This is a genomic window from Amycolatopsis sp. NBC_01307 (assembly GCF_035975215.1).
GTDB lineage: Bacteria > Actinomycetota > Actinomycetes > Mycobacteriales > Pseudonocardiaceae > Amycolatopsis.
Genome location: NZ_CP108403.1, coordinates 6,149,581 through 6,163,903, shown reverse-complemented (window position 1 = coordinate 6,163,903; position 14,323 = coordinate 6,149,581). Strand labels below are relative to the sequence as shown.

Here is a 14,323-nt window from a genome sequence, read left to right as displayed (position 1 = left end):
TCGCGGTGACAGACGCCGGCGTTAGTACTGATCCTTCGGGGTCGTGGAGGACGCTCGCCGAGTCGAGTGGTGGGTTGTTCACGAAGCACACTGTTGGGTCCTGAGGCAACACGCCTCGGGGCTTACGCCTCGGGAGCGATGTTTGTTTCTGGTGTGGTGTTTGAGAACTGTAGAGTGGATGCGAGCATCTTTGTGGTCAAGTTGTTAAGGGCACATGGTGGATGTCTTGGCTTCAGGAGCCGATGAAGGACGTAGGAGGCTGCGATAAGCCTCGGGGAGCTGTCAACCGAGCTGTGATCCGAGGATTTCCGAATGGGGAAACCCAGCACCAGTGATGTGGTGTTACCCGCACCTGAATATATAGGGTGTGTGGAGGGAACGCGGGGAAGTGAAACATCTCAGTACCCGTAGGAAGAGAAAACAACCGTGATTCCGTGAGTAGTGGCGAGCGAAAGCGGAAGAGGCTAAACCGATTGCATGTGATACCTGTCAGGGGTTGTGTAGTCGGTGTTGTGGGACCCGCCTTGAAGGAACTGACATTTCTTCGGAATTGACGCATGGGTTAGTGGAACGCCTTGGGATGGGCGGCCGGAGTGGGTGAGAGCCCCGTACGCGAAAACTTGTGTTGTTGTTCTTGGTGGTGTTCCCGAGTAGCAGCGAGCTCGTGGAATTTGCTGTGAATCTGCCGGGACCACCCGGTAAGCCTAAATACTTCCTGAAGACCGATAGCGGACTAGTACCGTGAGGGAAAGATGAAAAGTACCCCGGGAGGGGAGTGAAAGAGTACCTGAAACCGTGTGCCTACAAGCCGTCAGAGCTGTAATGGTGATGGCGTGCCTTTTGAAGAATGAGCCTGCGAGTTAGTGCTGCGTGGCGAGGTTAACCCGTGTGGGGTAGCCGTAGCGAAAGCGAGTCTGAATAGGGCGAATGAGTCGCGTGGTCTAGACCCGAAGCGGAGTGATCTACCCATGGCCAGGGTGAAGCGACGGTAAGACGTCGTGGAGGCCCGAACCCACTTAGGTTGAAAACTGAGGGGATGAGCTGTGGGTAGGGGTGAAAGGCCAATCAAACTCCGTGATAGCTGGTTCTCCCCGAAATGCATTTAGGTGCAGCGTCGCATGTTTCACCACGGGGGTAGAGCTACTGGATGGTCTAGGGGCCTTACCGGGTTACCGAAATCAACCAAACTCCGAATACCGTGGTGTGAGAGTGCGGCAGTGAGACGGCGGGGGATAAGCTTCGTCGTCGAGAGGGAAACAGCCCAGAACACCAGCTAAGGCCCCTAAGTGTGTGCTCAGTGGGAAAGGATGTGGGATTGCCCAGACAACCAGGAGGTTGGCTTAGAAGCAGCCACCCTTGAAAGAGTGCGTAATAGCTCACTGGTCAAGTGGTCCTGCGCCGACAATGTAGCGGGGCTTAAGCACACCGCCGAAGCTGTGTCATTGACACAATAGATCCACTTGGGCTCTTGAAGTCCTTGTGTAGTCGTGTTGATGGGTAGGGGAGCGTCCTGCACCCAGGGAAGCCGTGGCGGAAGCTAGCGGTGGAGGGTGTGGGAGTGAGAATGCAGGCATGAGTAGCGAATGCAGAGTGAGAAACTCTGCCGCCGGATGACCAAGGGTTCCTGGGCCAGGCTAATCCGCCCAGGGTAAGTCGGGACCTAAGGCGAGGCCGACAGGCGTAGTCGATGGACAACGGGTTGATATTCCCGTACCCGAGCATGTGCGCCCATGACGAGGCGTTTGATACTAACCACCCAAAGCGTGCCGGTGATGCCTTCGGGCGGAGTTGGCATTGTGGAGCGTGGGACCTGATTTCGTAGTAGTCAAGCGATGGGGTGACGCAGGAAGGTAGCTCCGCCAGGCGATGGTTGTCCTGGTGTAAGCGTGTAGGAGAAAGCATAGGCAAATCCGTGCTTTATATACTCTGAGACGTGATGCGTAGCCGTTTGAGGTGAAGTAGAGTGATCCTATGCTGCCGAGAAAAGCCTCTAGTGAGTGCATGCACGGCCCGTACCCCAAACCAACACAGGTGGTCAGGTAGAGAATACTAAGGCGATCGGGTGAACTGTGGTTAAGGAACTCGGCAAAATGCCCCCGTAACTTCGGGAGAAGGGGGGCCAAACATCCTGAAGTCCTTTACGGACTAGGGGTGGGTGGCCGCAGAGACCAGCGGAAAGCGACTGTTTACTAAAAACACAGGTCCATGCGAAGTCGCAAGACGATGTATATGGACTGACGCCTGCCCGGTGCTGGAACGTTAAGAGGACCGGTTAATCCCTTCGGGGGTGAAGCTGAGAATTTAAGCGCCAGTAAACGGCGGTGGTAACTATAACCATCCTAAGGTAGCGAAATTCCTTGTCGGGTAAGTTCCGACCTGCACGAATGGCGTAACGACTTTCCGGCTGTCTCAACCACAGGCCCGGCGAAATTGCACTACGAGTAAAGATGCTCGTTACGCGCGGCAGGACGGAAAGACCCCGGGACCTTTACTATAGTTTGGTATTGGTTTTCGGTTCGGCTTGTGTAGGATAGGTGGGAGACTGTGAAGCGGTGACGCTAGTTACTGTGGAGTCATTGTTGAAATACCACTCTGGTCGAATTGGGAATCTGAACCTCGGGCCATGATCTGGTTCAGGGACAGTGCCTGATGGGTAGTTTAACTGGGGCGGTTGCCTCCTAAAGAGTAACGGAGGCGCCCAAAGGTTCCCTCAGCCTGGTTGGCAATCAGGTGTTGAGTGCAAGTGCACAAGGGAGCTTGACTGTGAGACAGACATGTCGAGCAGGGACGAAAGTCGGGACTAGTGATCCGGCACCACCTGGTGGAAGGGGTGTCGCTCAACGGATAAAAGGTACCCCGGGGATAACAGGCTGATCTTGCCCAAGAGTCCATATCGACGGCATGGTTTGGCACCTCGATGTCGGCTCGTCGCATCCTGGGGCCGGAGTAGGTCCCAAGGGTTGGGCTGTTCGCCCATTAAAGCGGCACGCGAGCTGGGTTTAGAACGTCGTGAGACAGTTCGGTCCCTATCCGCCGCGCGCGTAGGATACTTGAGGAAGGCTGTCCCTAGTACGAGAGGACCGGGACGGACGAACCTCTGGTGTGCCAGTTGTCCCGCCAGGGGCATGGCTGGTTGGCCACGTTCGGAAGGGATAACCGCTGAAGGCATCTAAGCGGGAAGCCTGTTCCAAGATGAGGTATCCCACCCTTTGTGGGTTAAGGCCCCCAATAGACCATTGGGTTGATAGGCCAGATATGGAAGCACAGTAATGTGTTGTCGAGTTGACTGGTACTAATAGGCCGAGGACTTGTCTACGAAGGTGTTACGCATCCACTCTACGGTTCTGAAACACCACACAGCTCCCTGTGTTTGGGGGGTGTGGGTGTTTGATAGTGTTTCGGTGGTTTTAGCGTCAGGGAAACGCCCGGTCCCATTCCGAACCCGGAAGCTAAGCTTGACAGCGCCGATGGTACTGCAACCGAAGGGTTGTGGGAGAGTAGGACACCGCCGAACATTTCGTTGAGAGAGGGCCTGGCCCGGTCGAGAACACTAGTTCTCCCGGGCCAGGCCCTTTTTCTTATGCCCAAAACCAGGTGTCGCCGGCACCGCCGGACCCGTGTCGACCCCCCAACTGTGTTGACCCTCCCATCACACGTGCCAGCTTCTGAATCACGTGTCGACTCTCCAATCACACGTGCCGGCTCCCGATGCACGTGTTGACCCTCTGATCACGCGAGTCGGCTTTCCAGTCACGCGAGTTGACCCTTCACGCACGCGCGCCGGCCGTCTGGGCCGCGTGGTGACCCGTGAATCACCGGTTTCGACCGTCTGGTCACGGGTGCCGGCGCTTCAATCACGCGAGCCGACCGTCCGGGTGCGCGAACCGACTGTCTAGGTACGCAAGCCGACCGTCGAAGTACGCGAGCCGACCGTTCGGGACGTGAGCCGACTGTCCGAGTACGTGAGTCGACTGGCTGGGTACGTGAGTCGACTGGCTGGGTACGTGAGCTGACCGGCTGGGGACACGAGCCGACTCTTCGGGTGTGCGAGCTGCTCTCGCGCGGTGCGCGAGTTCCGGCCTCAATCACGCGAGATCTGCCTGGAAACACGTGGATCCCGGCCGGATCACACGAGTCCCGCCCGGGATCACGCGAGATCCGGCCAGGATCACGCGGGATCCGTGCGGGATCACGCGAGTTGCGGCTCCGATCATCCCGGTGCCCGGTGCCCGGTGCCTGGTGCCTGGTGCCTGGTGCCCGGTGCCTGGTGCCCAGTCTCACGCCCTCACGACTCGAGTGACGTCCGCCGGATCACCGGTGATGGCCGCCCGGTCACGAGAGATGCCCCGCGGATCACGTGTGAAGCCCATGGGATCACTTGAAACTGGCCTTCCGCTGCTCGAAGCGGGGCCTCCGGCACCCGAAGCCTTTGCCAGTAAGCGTAATCCGCGTGATCGGACACGGTATTAACGTAATTGGCGGCGTAACTAGCGTGATCCGAGACGGAACTCACGTGATTGGGCGGGCATCTCGCGTGATTGGCGGGGCATCACCTGTGATTGGGAAGCCGACACGGGTGACTGGGAGTCGACTCGCGTGGTCGGGAAGACGACACGCGTGGTGGGAAACCGGCGCGGGTCGGTGGGAAGGTGGTGCGGGTGATGGTGGGGCGAGCGGCGGACTGGGGGTTAGGGGGTGGGGCGGCGTAGGAGGTACGTGTCCATGATCCAGCCGTGGTGTTCTCGGGCCGCCGTGCGCGTTTCGCGGATTTTGGTTGCCAGCGCGGGAGTCAGCGGGCCTGAGATGAGGATTTCGTCTGGGGTGCCTACGTACGCTCCCCAGTAGATCGTCAGGTCGTGTGATGTGTAGCGGTCGAAGGTCGTGTGGGCGTCCAGGAGGACGAAGATGTCGTCGACGTCGGGTGGCCAGCCTGTTGCCAGGAGTCGGCCTGTCGTGAGCTGGACTGCTCGGCCGATCTGGTTCATCGTTGTGCGGTGGCGGGCCACCAGGGCCGAGATGCTGCTGATGCCCGGGATCACCTCGTACTCGAACGTCACCCGGCCGCGGGCCAGCACCGTCTCGATCAGTGCGATCGTGCTGTCGTACAGCGATGGGTCGCCCCACACCAGGAAGGCGCCCGTCTGAGACGTGGCCAGCGAGGAGAGGATCACGCTCTCGTAGACCTCGGCGCGGGCCGCGTGCCAGTCGGCTACCGCTGCTCGGTAGTCCGCCGGCTTGCGGTCGCGGGGTGGGTCCGCGACCAGGACCACGCGGTACGGGCGCGTCACGTACCTGTCGAGGATCTCCTCGCGCAGCCGCACCAGGTCGGCCTTCTCCTCGCCCTTGTCCAGGACGAAGAACACGTCGACGCGGTTGAGGCGATCCACCGCCTGCACCGTCAGGTGCTCCGGGTCGCCGGCGCCGATCCCGATCGCGTAGATCTTCCGCATCCCGCGAGTCTGCCGGGGCCGGTGGAACACCCCTACCCCCGATGGGTATAAAGGAGGGAGAACGAAAGGAGCCGTCGATGACCGAAGCGACGTACACCGTCGAGGGCATGACCTGCGGACACTGCGCCACCTCCGTGCGCGAGGAGGTCTCCGAGCTCGCCGGGGTCAACGGCGTCGACGTCGACGTCGAGAGCGGGCGCGTCACCGTGACCAGCGACACCCCGCTGACGACCGACGCCGTCGCGGCCGCGGTCACCGAGGCCGGCTACCGCCTGGTGGCCTGAGCGCCATGACCACCGCGCAGTCCGAACGCGTCGAACTCGCCATCGGCGGGATGACCTGCGCCTCCTGCGCGTCCCGCGTCGAGCGCAAGCTCAACAAGGTCGGCGGCGTGACGGCGACGGTCAACTACGCCACCGAGAAAGCCCAGGTCAGCTACCCCAGTGGCCTCTCGGTCGGCGAGCTCGTCGGGGTCGTCGAGGCCGCCGGGTACTCGGCCCGGGTACCGGAGGCCGACGCGGCCGACGACTCGACGCCGCTGCGCAAACGTTTGCTGCTCTCCGCCGCGCTCACCGTCCCGGTGCTGGTGCTCGCGATGGTGCCCGCCTGGCAGTTCGACTACTGGCAGTGGGTCTCGCTGGTCCTCGCCGCCCCGGTCGTGACGTGGGGCGCGTGGCCGTTCCACCGCGCCGCCGCGGTCAACCTGCGGCACGTCACCGCCACCATGGACACGCTGATCTCGCTCGGCGTGCTCGCGTCGACGGCCTGGTCGCTGTACGCGCTCCTGTTCGGCATGGCCGGCGAGATCGGCATGCGCCACGAGTTCACGCTGGTCAGCTCGGGCATGACCGGCGACAGCCTGTACTTCGAGGTGGCCGCCACGGTCACCACGTTCATCCTGGCCGGCCGCTACTTCGAAGCCCGGTCCAAGCGCCGCGCGGGCGCCGCCCTGCGCGCGCTGCTGGACCTCGGCGCGAAGGACGTCACCGTCCTCCGCGACGGCGAAGAGCGCCTGCTCGCGGCCACCGACCTGCGCGTCGGGGACGTCTTCGTCGCCCGGCCCGGCGAGAAGATCGCCACCGACGGCGTCGTCACCGAAGGCCGCTCCGCCGTCGACACCAGCATGCTCACCGGGGAGTCGACGCCGGTCGAGGCCGGTCCGGGGGACGCGGTCACCGGCGCGACCGTGAACGTCGGCGGGCGGCTGCTCGTGCGTGCGACGCGGGTCGGCGCGGACACGCGGCTGGCGCAGCTGGCGCGCCTGGTCGAGGCCGCGCAGACCGGCAAGGCCCAGGCCCAGCGCCTCGCCGACCGGGTGTCGGCGGTGTTCGTGCCGGCGGTCGTCTTCGCGGCGCTCGCGACGCTGGTCGTCTGGCTGGCGACGGGCGGCCGCGCGGATCAGGCGTTCACCGCGGCCGTCGCCGTGCTGATCATCGCCTGCCCGTGCGCGCTCGGCCTCGCGACGCCGACGGCGCTGCTCGTCGGCACCGGCCGCGGCGCGCAGCTGGGCATCGTCATCAAGGGCCCCGAGGTGCTCGAGTCCACCCGCCGCGTCGACACCGTCGTGCTCGACAAGACCGGCACCGTCACCACCGGCCGGATGACGCTGGTCGAGGGGGACGGCGAGGTCCTGCGGCTGGCCGGCGCGGTCGAAGCGGCGTCCGAGCACCCGGTCGCCCGCGCGATCGTGACGGCCGCCCGGGAGCGGTTCGGCCCGCTCCCCGCCGTCACGGGCTTCCGCAGCACCGCCGGGCTCGGCGTCACCGGCGTCGTCGAAGGCAAGCAGGTCAGCGTGGGCCGGGGGTCGTTCGTCGGGGCGGCCGGGACGTCCGGCGTGCACGTCGCGTGGGACGGCGAGGTCCGCGGGACGCTGGCCGTCGCCGACACGATCAAGCCGACGTCCGCCCAGGCCGTCGCCGAGCTGCGCGCGCTCGGCCTGCGGCCGGTGCTGCTGACCGGGGACGACGCCGGCGTGGCCCGGGCGATCGCGGCCGAGGCGGGGATCGACGAGGTCGTCGCCGAGGTGCTGCCCGAGGGCAAGGTCGACGTCGTGAAGCGGCTGCAGGCCGAAGGGCGCGTGGTCGCGATGGTCGGCGACGGCGTCAACGACGCGGCGGCGCTCGCCCAGGCCGACCTGGGGCTGGCCATGGGCACCGGCACCGACGCGGCCATCGAAGCCGGCGACCTGACGCTCGTGCGCGGCGACCTGCGTGCCGCCGGTGACGCGATCCGGCTGGCCCGCCGGACGCTGGCCACCATCAAGGGCAACCTGTTCTGGGCGTTCGCCTACAACGTCGCGGCGCTGCCGCTGGCCGCGCTCGGCCTGCTCAACCCGATGATCGCGGGCGCGGCGATGGCGTGCTCCTCGGCCTTCGTGGTCAGCAACAGCCTCCGCCTGCGCCGGTTCCGCTGAGTCACCCCGCCCGATACGTGGGGTGGGTATACTCGGTCGCGGAGGAATGCCGACAGACGCGGGGACGGGTGGGCCATGACGGGTTACGGCAACGAGCGAGAGGCCTACCTCAAGCGCCTGCGCCGCATCGAGGGGCAGATCCGCGGGCTGCAGCGCATGGTCGAGCAGGACAAGTACTGCATCGACATCCTGACCCAGGTCTCCGCGGCGACGAAGGCCCTGCAGTCGTTCTCGCTGGAGCTGCTCGACGAGCACCTTGCGACGTGCGTGGTCCAGGCCGCCGCGGCCGGCGGTGAGGAAGCCGACCTGAAGGTGCGGGAAGCCTCGGACGCGATCGCGCGGCTCGTGCGCTCCTGACCAGGGCCAAGTCGTGAGTGGTTAGGGCGGTTCTAACCGCCCTAATCACTCACGACGAGCCGCGGCAGATCAGCGGACCAGCACGGCGAGGGTCAGGCCGCCCGCGTTCGTCGTGAAGTGGACGATCACCGACGCCAGTACTCCGTGGCCCTTGTGGCGCCACCAGTGCAGGAGGATGCCGGCGGCGCCCGCCGCGGCCATCGCCAGGATCTGGAGCACCACCACCGGCGTCGTGCCGAACACCGCGTGGACCGCCGCGTTGCGGCCGATCGCCAGGGCCGGCAGGTAGTGCCAGAGGCCGAACAACGCCGCCGCGCCCAGGATCGGCGGCCAGCGCCAGCGGTCGTCCCGCGCGCCGAGCAGGGCCGGCAGCACGCCGCGGAACGCGATCTCCTCGATCAGCACCGTGCCGAACAGGATCCGGCCGCACGTCAGCCAGATCAGCTGGCCGAAGTCGGGGGTGCCGACGCGGCCGTCCTGGTAGACCGTCCGCAGCGCCGGCACGGCCAGCGCGATCCCGAACACCACCGCGACCAGCCCGGCTCCGGCCAGTCCGACCAGGGCGGACCGCCGGAACGAGCGCAAGCCCAGGTCGGACCACGACAGCCCGGCCGCACGGGCCAGGGCCACCAGGATCACGGCGGCCACCAGCCCGCACACCGGGTACGCCCAGCCGGGCAGCACGCGGTTGGCCAGTGTGGTCGACGCGGCCAGCGTCACGACCGCCGCGACCAGGGCGAACGCTCGGATCAAGGGATGATGTCCCGCGAGTCGAGCGCGTCGGTCAGCCGTTCGCGCAGCTCGGCCGCGGTGGCCCGCGGGTCGATCTCCGACGGCGGCGACAGCACCTTCGAGATCACCGTCGACAGGTTCTGGTACGCCGGGGTCAGCGGCCGGACGGCGGCGTCGGACAGCGCGGCCAGGATGTCCGGCTTCATCGGGAACTGGGCCGCCATCGTCGAGCCGGCGTCGGCCGGGTCGAGCGGCGCCGGGTCGTCGTAGACCGAACGGGTCGTCGGGGCCAGGCCGTCCTCGATCGCCTGGTACTTCTGGCTCGCCGGGCTGCGCAGGCACAACGCCGCGTCGAACGCCTCCGCCTGGTGCGGCGAGTACGTGCTGATCGCCAGGTTGAAGCCGCCGATCGTGACGCGGCTCGCGCGCCCCGGCACCACCGACGGGTACCTGGCCCACTTCACGTGCGCCAGGTCCTGCGGCTTCTCCTTCGCGTAGGACGCGTAGACGTACGGCCAGTTCAGCTCCAGCGCACCCTGCCCGCGCTGGAACGCCTGCCGGACTTCGTCCTCTTTCGAGTTGCCCAGCGACGGGTCGGTGATCCCGGCCGTGGTGAGCGTCTTCAGCAGCTCCAGCGCGCGGACGGCGCCGTCGTCCATCAGCACGGACTTGCCGTCGTCGGACAGGATGTGCCCGCCCGCCGACGCGACCAGCGTGTTGTAGAACACCACCAGGCCCTCGTACTGGGCGCCGGTGAACAGGATGTTCGCCGGCTTCCCGGCCGCTTTCAGGGCCTGGGCCTGCGTGATCATCTCGTCGAACGTCTTCGGCGGTGACGGCGTGAGCCGGTCGTCGTACCAGAGCAGCTGGACGTTCGTGTGCTTCGTCGCCGCGTACAGCTTGCCGTTCCAGCGCGCGGTCGAGAGCGGTCCGGGCAGCACGTCCCGCGTCGCTTCGGCCTCGGCCGCGCCGGTCCACGGCACCACCCAGCCCGCCTCGGCGAACTCCGGCACCCAGGTGACGTCAAGGCCGAGCACGTCCAGGGACGGGTCTTCCGCGGCGAGCCGGCGCACCATCTGCTCACGCTGGCCGTCCGCGCTGCGCGGGAGCTTGTGGTACTCGATCCGGTAGCGGCCGGCGGCGGCCGCGTTGCAGGTGTCGACGACGTGCTGGAGGTTGTTCTCCGGCGAGACGTACAGGTTGATCGTCAGGCCGGAGCCGCTGCCGCACGCGGTGACGGTGCCCGCGACCAGCACAGCGGCCAGCGTGATCGTCGTCGAGCGCATGGGCGTCCCCTCACCTCGGCCGGGCGATCACCCGATCATGGGTGCTGCCCGGCCGGGGGACAAGGGGTCACCCGACCGCGTCGGAAAGATCGTCGGCCGGTGAGCGCCGCTGGACGGGCACCCGCTTGGCCATCGGCAAGGTGGCTTCGGGATCGGACGGCCCCTCGTCGAGGGCGACGGCCGCTTCGGCCAGCAGGCCCCGGCAGCCGAGGAGACTCGCGTGGAGCTTGTCGCGGACGTCGTTGAGGGCCGCGACCTCGCGTTCCGCGGCCGTGACCAGAGTTTCACCCTTTCGGGTGGCGTCGGTGATCAGCTGCCCGGCCGTGGCCCGGGCCGTGGCGAGCTCGGATTCGCCCGTGGTGACCAGGGTTTCCTTGCGCCGGGTGGCTTCGGCGACCAGCTCGGCGGCCTTCGCCTGGGCGGCGGCGTCCTGCTCGGCCAGCTCGCGCGTGGCTTCGGTGCGGCGGGCCGTGATCGCTCGCGTGTGATCCTCTTCCTGGCGGGCCCGGCGGTGCGCCGCGGCTTCGTCGAGCTCACGGCGGCGCTGCTCGGTCGCCCGCAGGAGTTCCTCGTGCTCGACGCGCTGCTGCGCCCGCTCGGCTTCGGCCAGAGCGAGGACTTCGTGTTCCTTCTCGGTGAGCCGGACGGCCTCGAGCTCGGCGTCACGGCGGATCCGTTCGGCGTTTTCCCTTGCCCGCCCGGTGATTTCGGTCGCTTCCTCGCGGGTGAGCTCGATCATCCGGCGCGAGCGCTCCTGCAGCGCGTCCGGTGCGATCGGGGTCCGGCTGATCCGGTCGATCTTGACCCGGAGCTCACGGTTCTCGTCGGCGAACGCGGCCGCGCGCCGGGCCGCGGCGTCGCGTTCGTCGGTGAGTCTGCGGATCTCGGCCTCGGCCCACTCGACGTATTCGACGACCTGCGCGCGGTGGAAACCGCGCCACGCCTGGTCGAATCCGGGCTGCGTGCGCGCCACGTCCTCGCCACCGCCGGGGGCCATGCCTCACCTCCGAATTGGATGGTTTCTCCTCGGCCGCACGTTTTCCTTGTGGTGCCGGAGATTTCCGTGTGCACCCCAGTGTGCCGCAAACCGGCCCCCGCGCGCTGCCCGGGCGGGCGATCATTCGTCGAGCGGTTCCCCGGCGCCGGTGGACGTGCTCCGGACGCCGGGCAGTTCGGCCAGTTCGGCGGCGAGGTCGTAAAGATCACCCCGGCCGTCGAGGCGCAGGGTGACGACCGCGATCCGTTGCCCCTCCTCGGAAGTAGACTCGTGATCGACCTCCACGTGGTGCACCGACCAGCCGCGTCCGGTGCACGTGGCGAGCGCCGCGCGCAGCACGCCCTGGCCGTCGACGTAGCTCAAGCGCACCACCGGCGGTTCCTTGCGGTGGCGGGCGACGAAGCGCTGCAGCGGCGGCAACCCGCGCGTCACCACGAAGTGCCCGATCGTCGTGCCGACCGCGAGCACCGGCAGCCCGGCACCGCACGCCGTGCCGACCGCGGCGGTGAGCCAGATCGTCGCGGCCGTGGTCAGCCCGCGGACCGCGTCGCGCCGCACGAAGATCAGCCCGGCGCCGAGGAAGCCGATGCCGGACACGATCTGCGCGGCGATCCGCGACGGGTCGAGCGCGATGCCGCTCGTCGTGAGCAGGTCGGCGAAGCCGTACTTCGACACCAGCATGAACACGGCCGAGCCGACGCCGACCAGGCTGTGCGTCCGCAGGCCGGCGGCCTTCATGCCGGCTTCGCGTTCGAGGCCGATGGCGACGCTGAGCAGCAGCGCGAGCACCACCGGCGGCAGCAGCTGCCACTGCGCCGACGTGGACCACAGAGTGGTCAAGATCACTACCTCCCGAGGTCTTCGGTGCCGGCACGCGGGGAGAACCGCCGGGGCCGTCACCAGGGGATACTGGGTCGAGAGCACCGATCGTGCCAGGGTGGGGTGGAGCGCGTGACAGCGAGTCGGCCGGTTCCGGCCCCGGACTTCGTGGGCTACCCGGAGGTGCGGCGCGGCGTCCGCGCGCTGCTGGAGGCGCGGCCCGGCACCCACCTGCGCCCGGTGCCCGCGTGCCGGGAGTGGACCGTCACGGACCTGGTCGCCCACGTCGTGGAGATCGCCGAGCGGGTCCTCGGCCAGGGCGGCACCCGGCTGCCCGCGCCGGCCGTCCCGGCCCTGCTCGACCGCTGGGACGACCTCGGGGAGCAGCTCGACCGCCGGCTCGCGGCGGCGGACGGGCGCAGCGGCGAGATCATGGTGATGGACGCCTACACCCACGAGCTGGACCTGCGCGCGGCGCTGGACGTGCCGCCGCCGGCGGAGCACCTGGCGTGGGCGCCGAGCTTCGAGGTGCTGGTCAGGGGCTTTTCCGGCGCCGTGTCGGCCGGTGGCCTCCCGGCGCTGCGGCTGCGCACGACCGGCGGTTCGGAGTGGACGGCCGGGCGCGGCCGGGTGGCCGGGACGCTGACGGCACCGGCGCACGACCTCTACCGCGCCCTGGCCGGCCGCCGGTCACCCGCGCAGCTGGCGGCGTTCGAGTGGACCGGGAACCCGGCGCGGTGGCTCCCGGCCTTCACCTGGGGCCCGTTCGTGCCGCCCGCGTATCCCGGGGTGTAACTGGACCCACTGGTCGAGAGCGGTTGCCGACGGGGGTTTCGATGGCTCGGCGACGCGCTGTGCGAGCTTTGAATCTGCTGGTCAGCGGCTGGCGGTCGCGTGGCCATGCTGTCGCGGGAGCGGAACCGAAAAGACCGCGCATCCGGGGCAGGCCCGGGTGCGCGGTCTTCGGCTTGGTTCAGGCGGCTTCGGCGGCGGTGCTCGCGACCGTGGTCAGGCGGACCGGGAGGGTGCGGTGGCCGTTCATGATGAACGTCGGGAGCGGGGGCAGCTCCTCGGCGGCGACGGCGAGGGTCAGTGCCGGGAAGCGGTCGAACAGGGCGGACAGGCCGACCTTGGCCACCATCCGGGCGATGCCCGCGCCCAGGCAGTAGTGCGGGCCGTAGCCGAAGGACAGGTGCTCCTTGTCCTCGCGGGCGATGTCGAACGTGCAGCGCGACTCGCCGTGCAGCTCCGGGTCGCGGCCGATCGCGGCGTAGTTGACCAGGATCGGGTCGCCCTTCGGGATGACGACGTCGCCCAGGTCGATGTCCTCGACGGCGTAGCGCAGCGGGAGGTTCGCGATGGGCGACTCCAGCCGCAGCACCTCGTCGATGACGGCGTCCCAGTCGGCCTCGCCGGACTTGACCAGCTCGAGCTGCTCGGGGTGGCTGAGCAGCAGGGTGATCGCCTTGTCGAAGAAGTTGATCGTGGTCTCCGAGCCGGCGCCGAGGATCGCGAAGATCGTGTCGGCGAGCTCCTGCTCGGACAGCCGGGAGCCGTCCTCGTCGCGGGCGGCGATCAGGTCGCTGGTGATGTCCGCGCCCGGCTCGACGCGCTTGAGCGCGACCAGGTCGGCGATCGCGGTGCGCCAGCCCACCAGGACGCCCTGCGCCTGCTCCGGGGTGATCGTGGTGTCCAGCATGACGTCGAGGACCTTCGCGGCCGCGACCCGGGCCTCCTCGGACATCCCGATCAGGTCGGCGACCAGCATGCCGGGCAGCGGGTAGGCGAACCGCTCCTTGAGGTCCACGACCTCGCCGGGCGGCACCGCGGCCAGCGCGTCCAGCAGCACGGTCGCCAGGTTCTCCACGTGCGGGCGGATCTCTTCGGTCCGCCGCGAGGTGAACGCCTTGCCGATCAGCCGGCGCAGCCGGTGGTGGTCGCGGCCGTAGGTGGTGGAGACGTTGTCCATCGCCACCCAGCTGATCAGTTCCCAGTCCGGGCGGAGCTCCCCGTTGGTGAACGCCGGCCAGTGGTTGCGGGCGCTCTTGGTGACGTTCGGGTCGGTCAGCAGCTTCTTGATGACGTCGTGGCTGTTGACCGACCAGACGAGCACGTCGCCGGGCAGCTTCACCTGGACGGCGGAGCCCTGCGTGCGCAACTCGTCGGCCTGGCCGTGGATGTCACGGCCGCTCGGATCCAAGGCGGGACAACGGTTTTCCATGGGGTGACTCCTGAATCTGTGCGGACCTGTCAGACCGTTCGCTCGGCC

The 14,323-nt window shown here is 67.5% G+C and carries 10 protein-coding genes and 2 rRNA genes; 6 read left to right on the top strand and 6 right to left on the bottom strand.

Annotated elements, in window-relative coordinates:
• Window positions 1-194: 194 nt before the first annotated feature.
• Window positions 195-3,316: ribosomal RNA gene (locus OG439_RS26400) — 23S ribosomal RNA — on the top strand.
• A gap of 81 nt (window positions 3,317-3,397) precedes the next feature.
• Window positions 3,398-3,514 (top strand): 5S ribosomal RNA (rrf, locus tag OG439_RS26395).
• Window positions 3,515-4,688: 1,174 nt separating this feature from the next.
• Here the strand turns inward: rrf and cobF are convergent.
• Window positions 4,689-5,450, bottom strand: coding sequence for a precorrin-6A synthase (deacetylating) (cobF, locus tag OG439_RS26390; protein WP_326943514.1), 762 nt, complete (start codon window positions 5,448-5,450; stop codon window positions 4,689-4,691).
• Between the two features lie 77 nt (window positions 5,451-5,527).
• Between cobF and OG439_RS26385 the strand changes: the two genes are divergently transcribed.
• The 3 genes from OG439_RS26385 to OG439_RS26375 all read left to right on the top strand — a co-directional run bounded on the left by OG439_RS26385 (window position 5,528) and on the right by OG439_RS26375 (window position 8,220).
• Window positions 5,528-5,734 (top strand): heavy-metal-associated domain-containing protein, encoded by a 207-nt coding sequence (locus OG439_RS26385; protein WP_247055618.1) that lies wholly within the window; start codon window positions 5,528-5,530, stop codon window positions 5,732-5,734.
• Between the two features lie 5 nt (window positions 5,735-5,739).
• Window positions 5,740-7,863: a heavy metal translocating P-type ATPase gene (locus OG439_RS26380; RefSeq protein WP_326943513.1), complete on the top strand. Its 2,124-nt coding sequence runs from the start codon at window positions 5,740-5,742 to the stop codon at window positions 7,861-7,863.
• A gap of 75 nt (window positions 7,864-7,938) precedes the next feature.
• Window positions 7,939-8,220, top strand: a complete 282-nt coding sequence (locus OG439_RS26375; protein ID WP_247055614.1) for a metal-sensitive transcriptional regulator — start codon at window positions 7,939-7,941, stop codon at window positions 8,218-8,220.
• Between the two features lie 69 nt (window positions 8,221-8,289).
• Here OG439_RS26375 and OG439_RS26370 read toward each other — a convergent pair whose 3' ends face one another.
• The 4 genes from OG439_RS26370 to OG439_RS26355 all read right to left on the bottom strand — a co-directional run bounded on the left by OG439_RS26370 (window position 8,290) and on the right by OG439_RS26355 (window position 12,075).
• Window positions 8,290-8,973 carry a CPBP family glutamic-type intramembrane protease gene (locus OG439_RS26370; RefSeq protein WP_326943512.1) on the bottom strand — a complete coding sequence of 228 codons (684 nt, stop codon included), beginning with the start codon at window positions 8,971-8,973 and terminating at the stop codon, window positions 8,290-8,292.
• Window positions 8,970-10,238: an ABC transporter substrate-binding protein gene (locus OG439_RS26365; protein WP_326943511.1), complete on the bottom strand. Its 1,269-nt coding sequence runs from the start codon at window positions 10,236-10,238 to the stop codon at window positions 8,970-8,972. Before OG439_RS26365 ends, OG439_RS26370 begins: the two co-directional genes overlap by 4 nt.
• 67 nt (window positions 10,239-10,305) lie before the next feature.
• Complete coding sequence (locus OG439_RS26360; protein WP_326943510.1) at window positions 10,306-11,235, bottom strand: M protein; 930 nt, start codon at window positions 11,233-11,235, stop codon at window positions 10,306-10,308.
• Between the two features lie 120 nt (window positions 11,236-11,355).
• A complete protein-coding gene (locus OG439_RS26355) occupies window positions 11,356-12,075 on the bottom strand; it encodes an MgtC/SapB family protein (protein WP_326943509.1) in 720 nt (239 codons plus the stop codon).
• 111 nt (window positions 12,076-12,186) lie between these two features.
• Here OG439_RS26355 and OG439_RS26350 point away from each other — a divergent pair, with 111 nt between their 5' ends.
• Window positions 12,187-12,849 carry a maleylpyruvate isomerase N-terminal domain-containing protein gene (locus OG439_RS26350; protein ID WP_326943508.1) on the top strand — a complete coding sequence of 221 codons (663 nt, stop codon included), beginning with the start codon at window positions 12,187-12,189 and terminating at the stop codon, window positions 12,847-12,849.
• A 178-nt stretch (window positions 12,850-13,027) separates the two neighbouring features.
• Here OG439_RS26350 and OG439_RS26345 read toward each other — a convergent pair whose 3' ends face one another.
• Window positions 13,028-14,275, bottom strand: coding sequence for a cytochrome P450 family protein (locus OG439_RS26345; protein ID WP_326943507.1), 1,248 nt, complete (start codon window positions 14,273-14,275; stop codon window positions 13,028-13,030).
• Window positions 14,276-14,323: the final 48 nt, after the last annotated feature.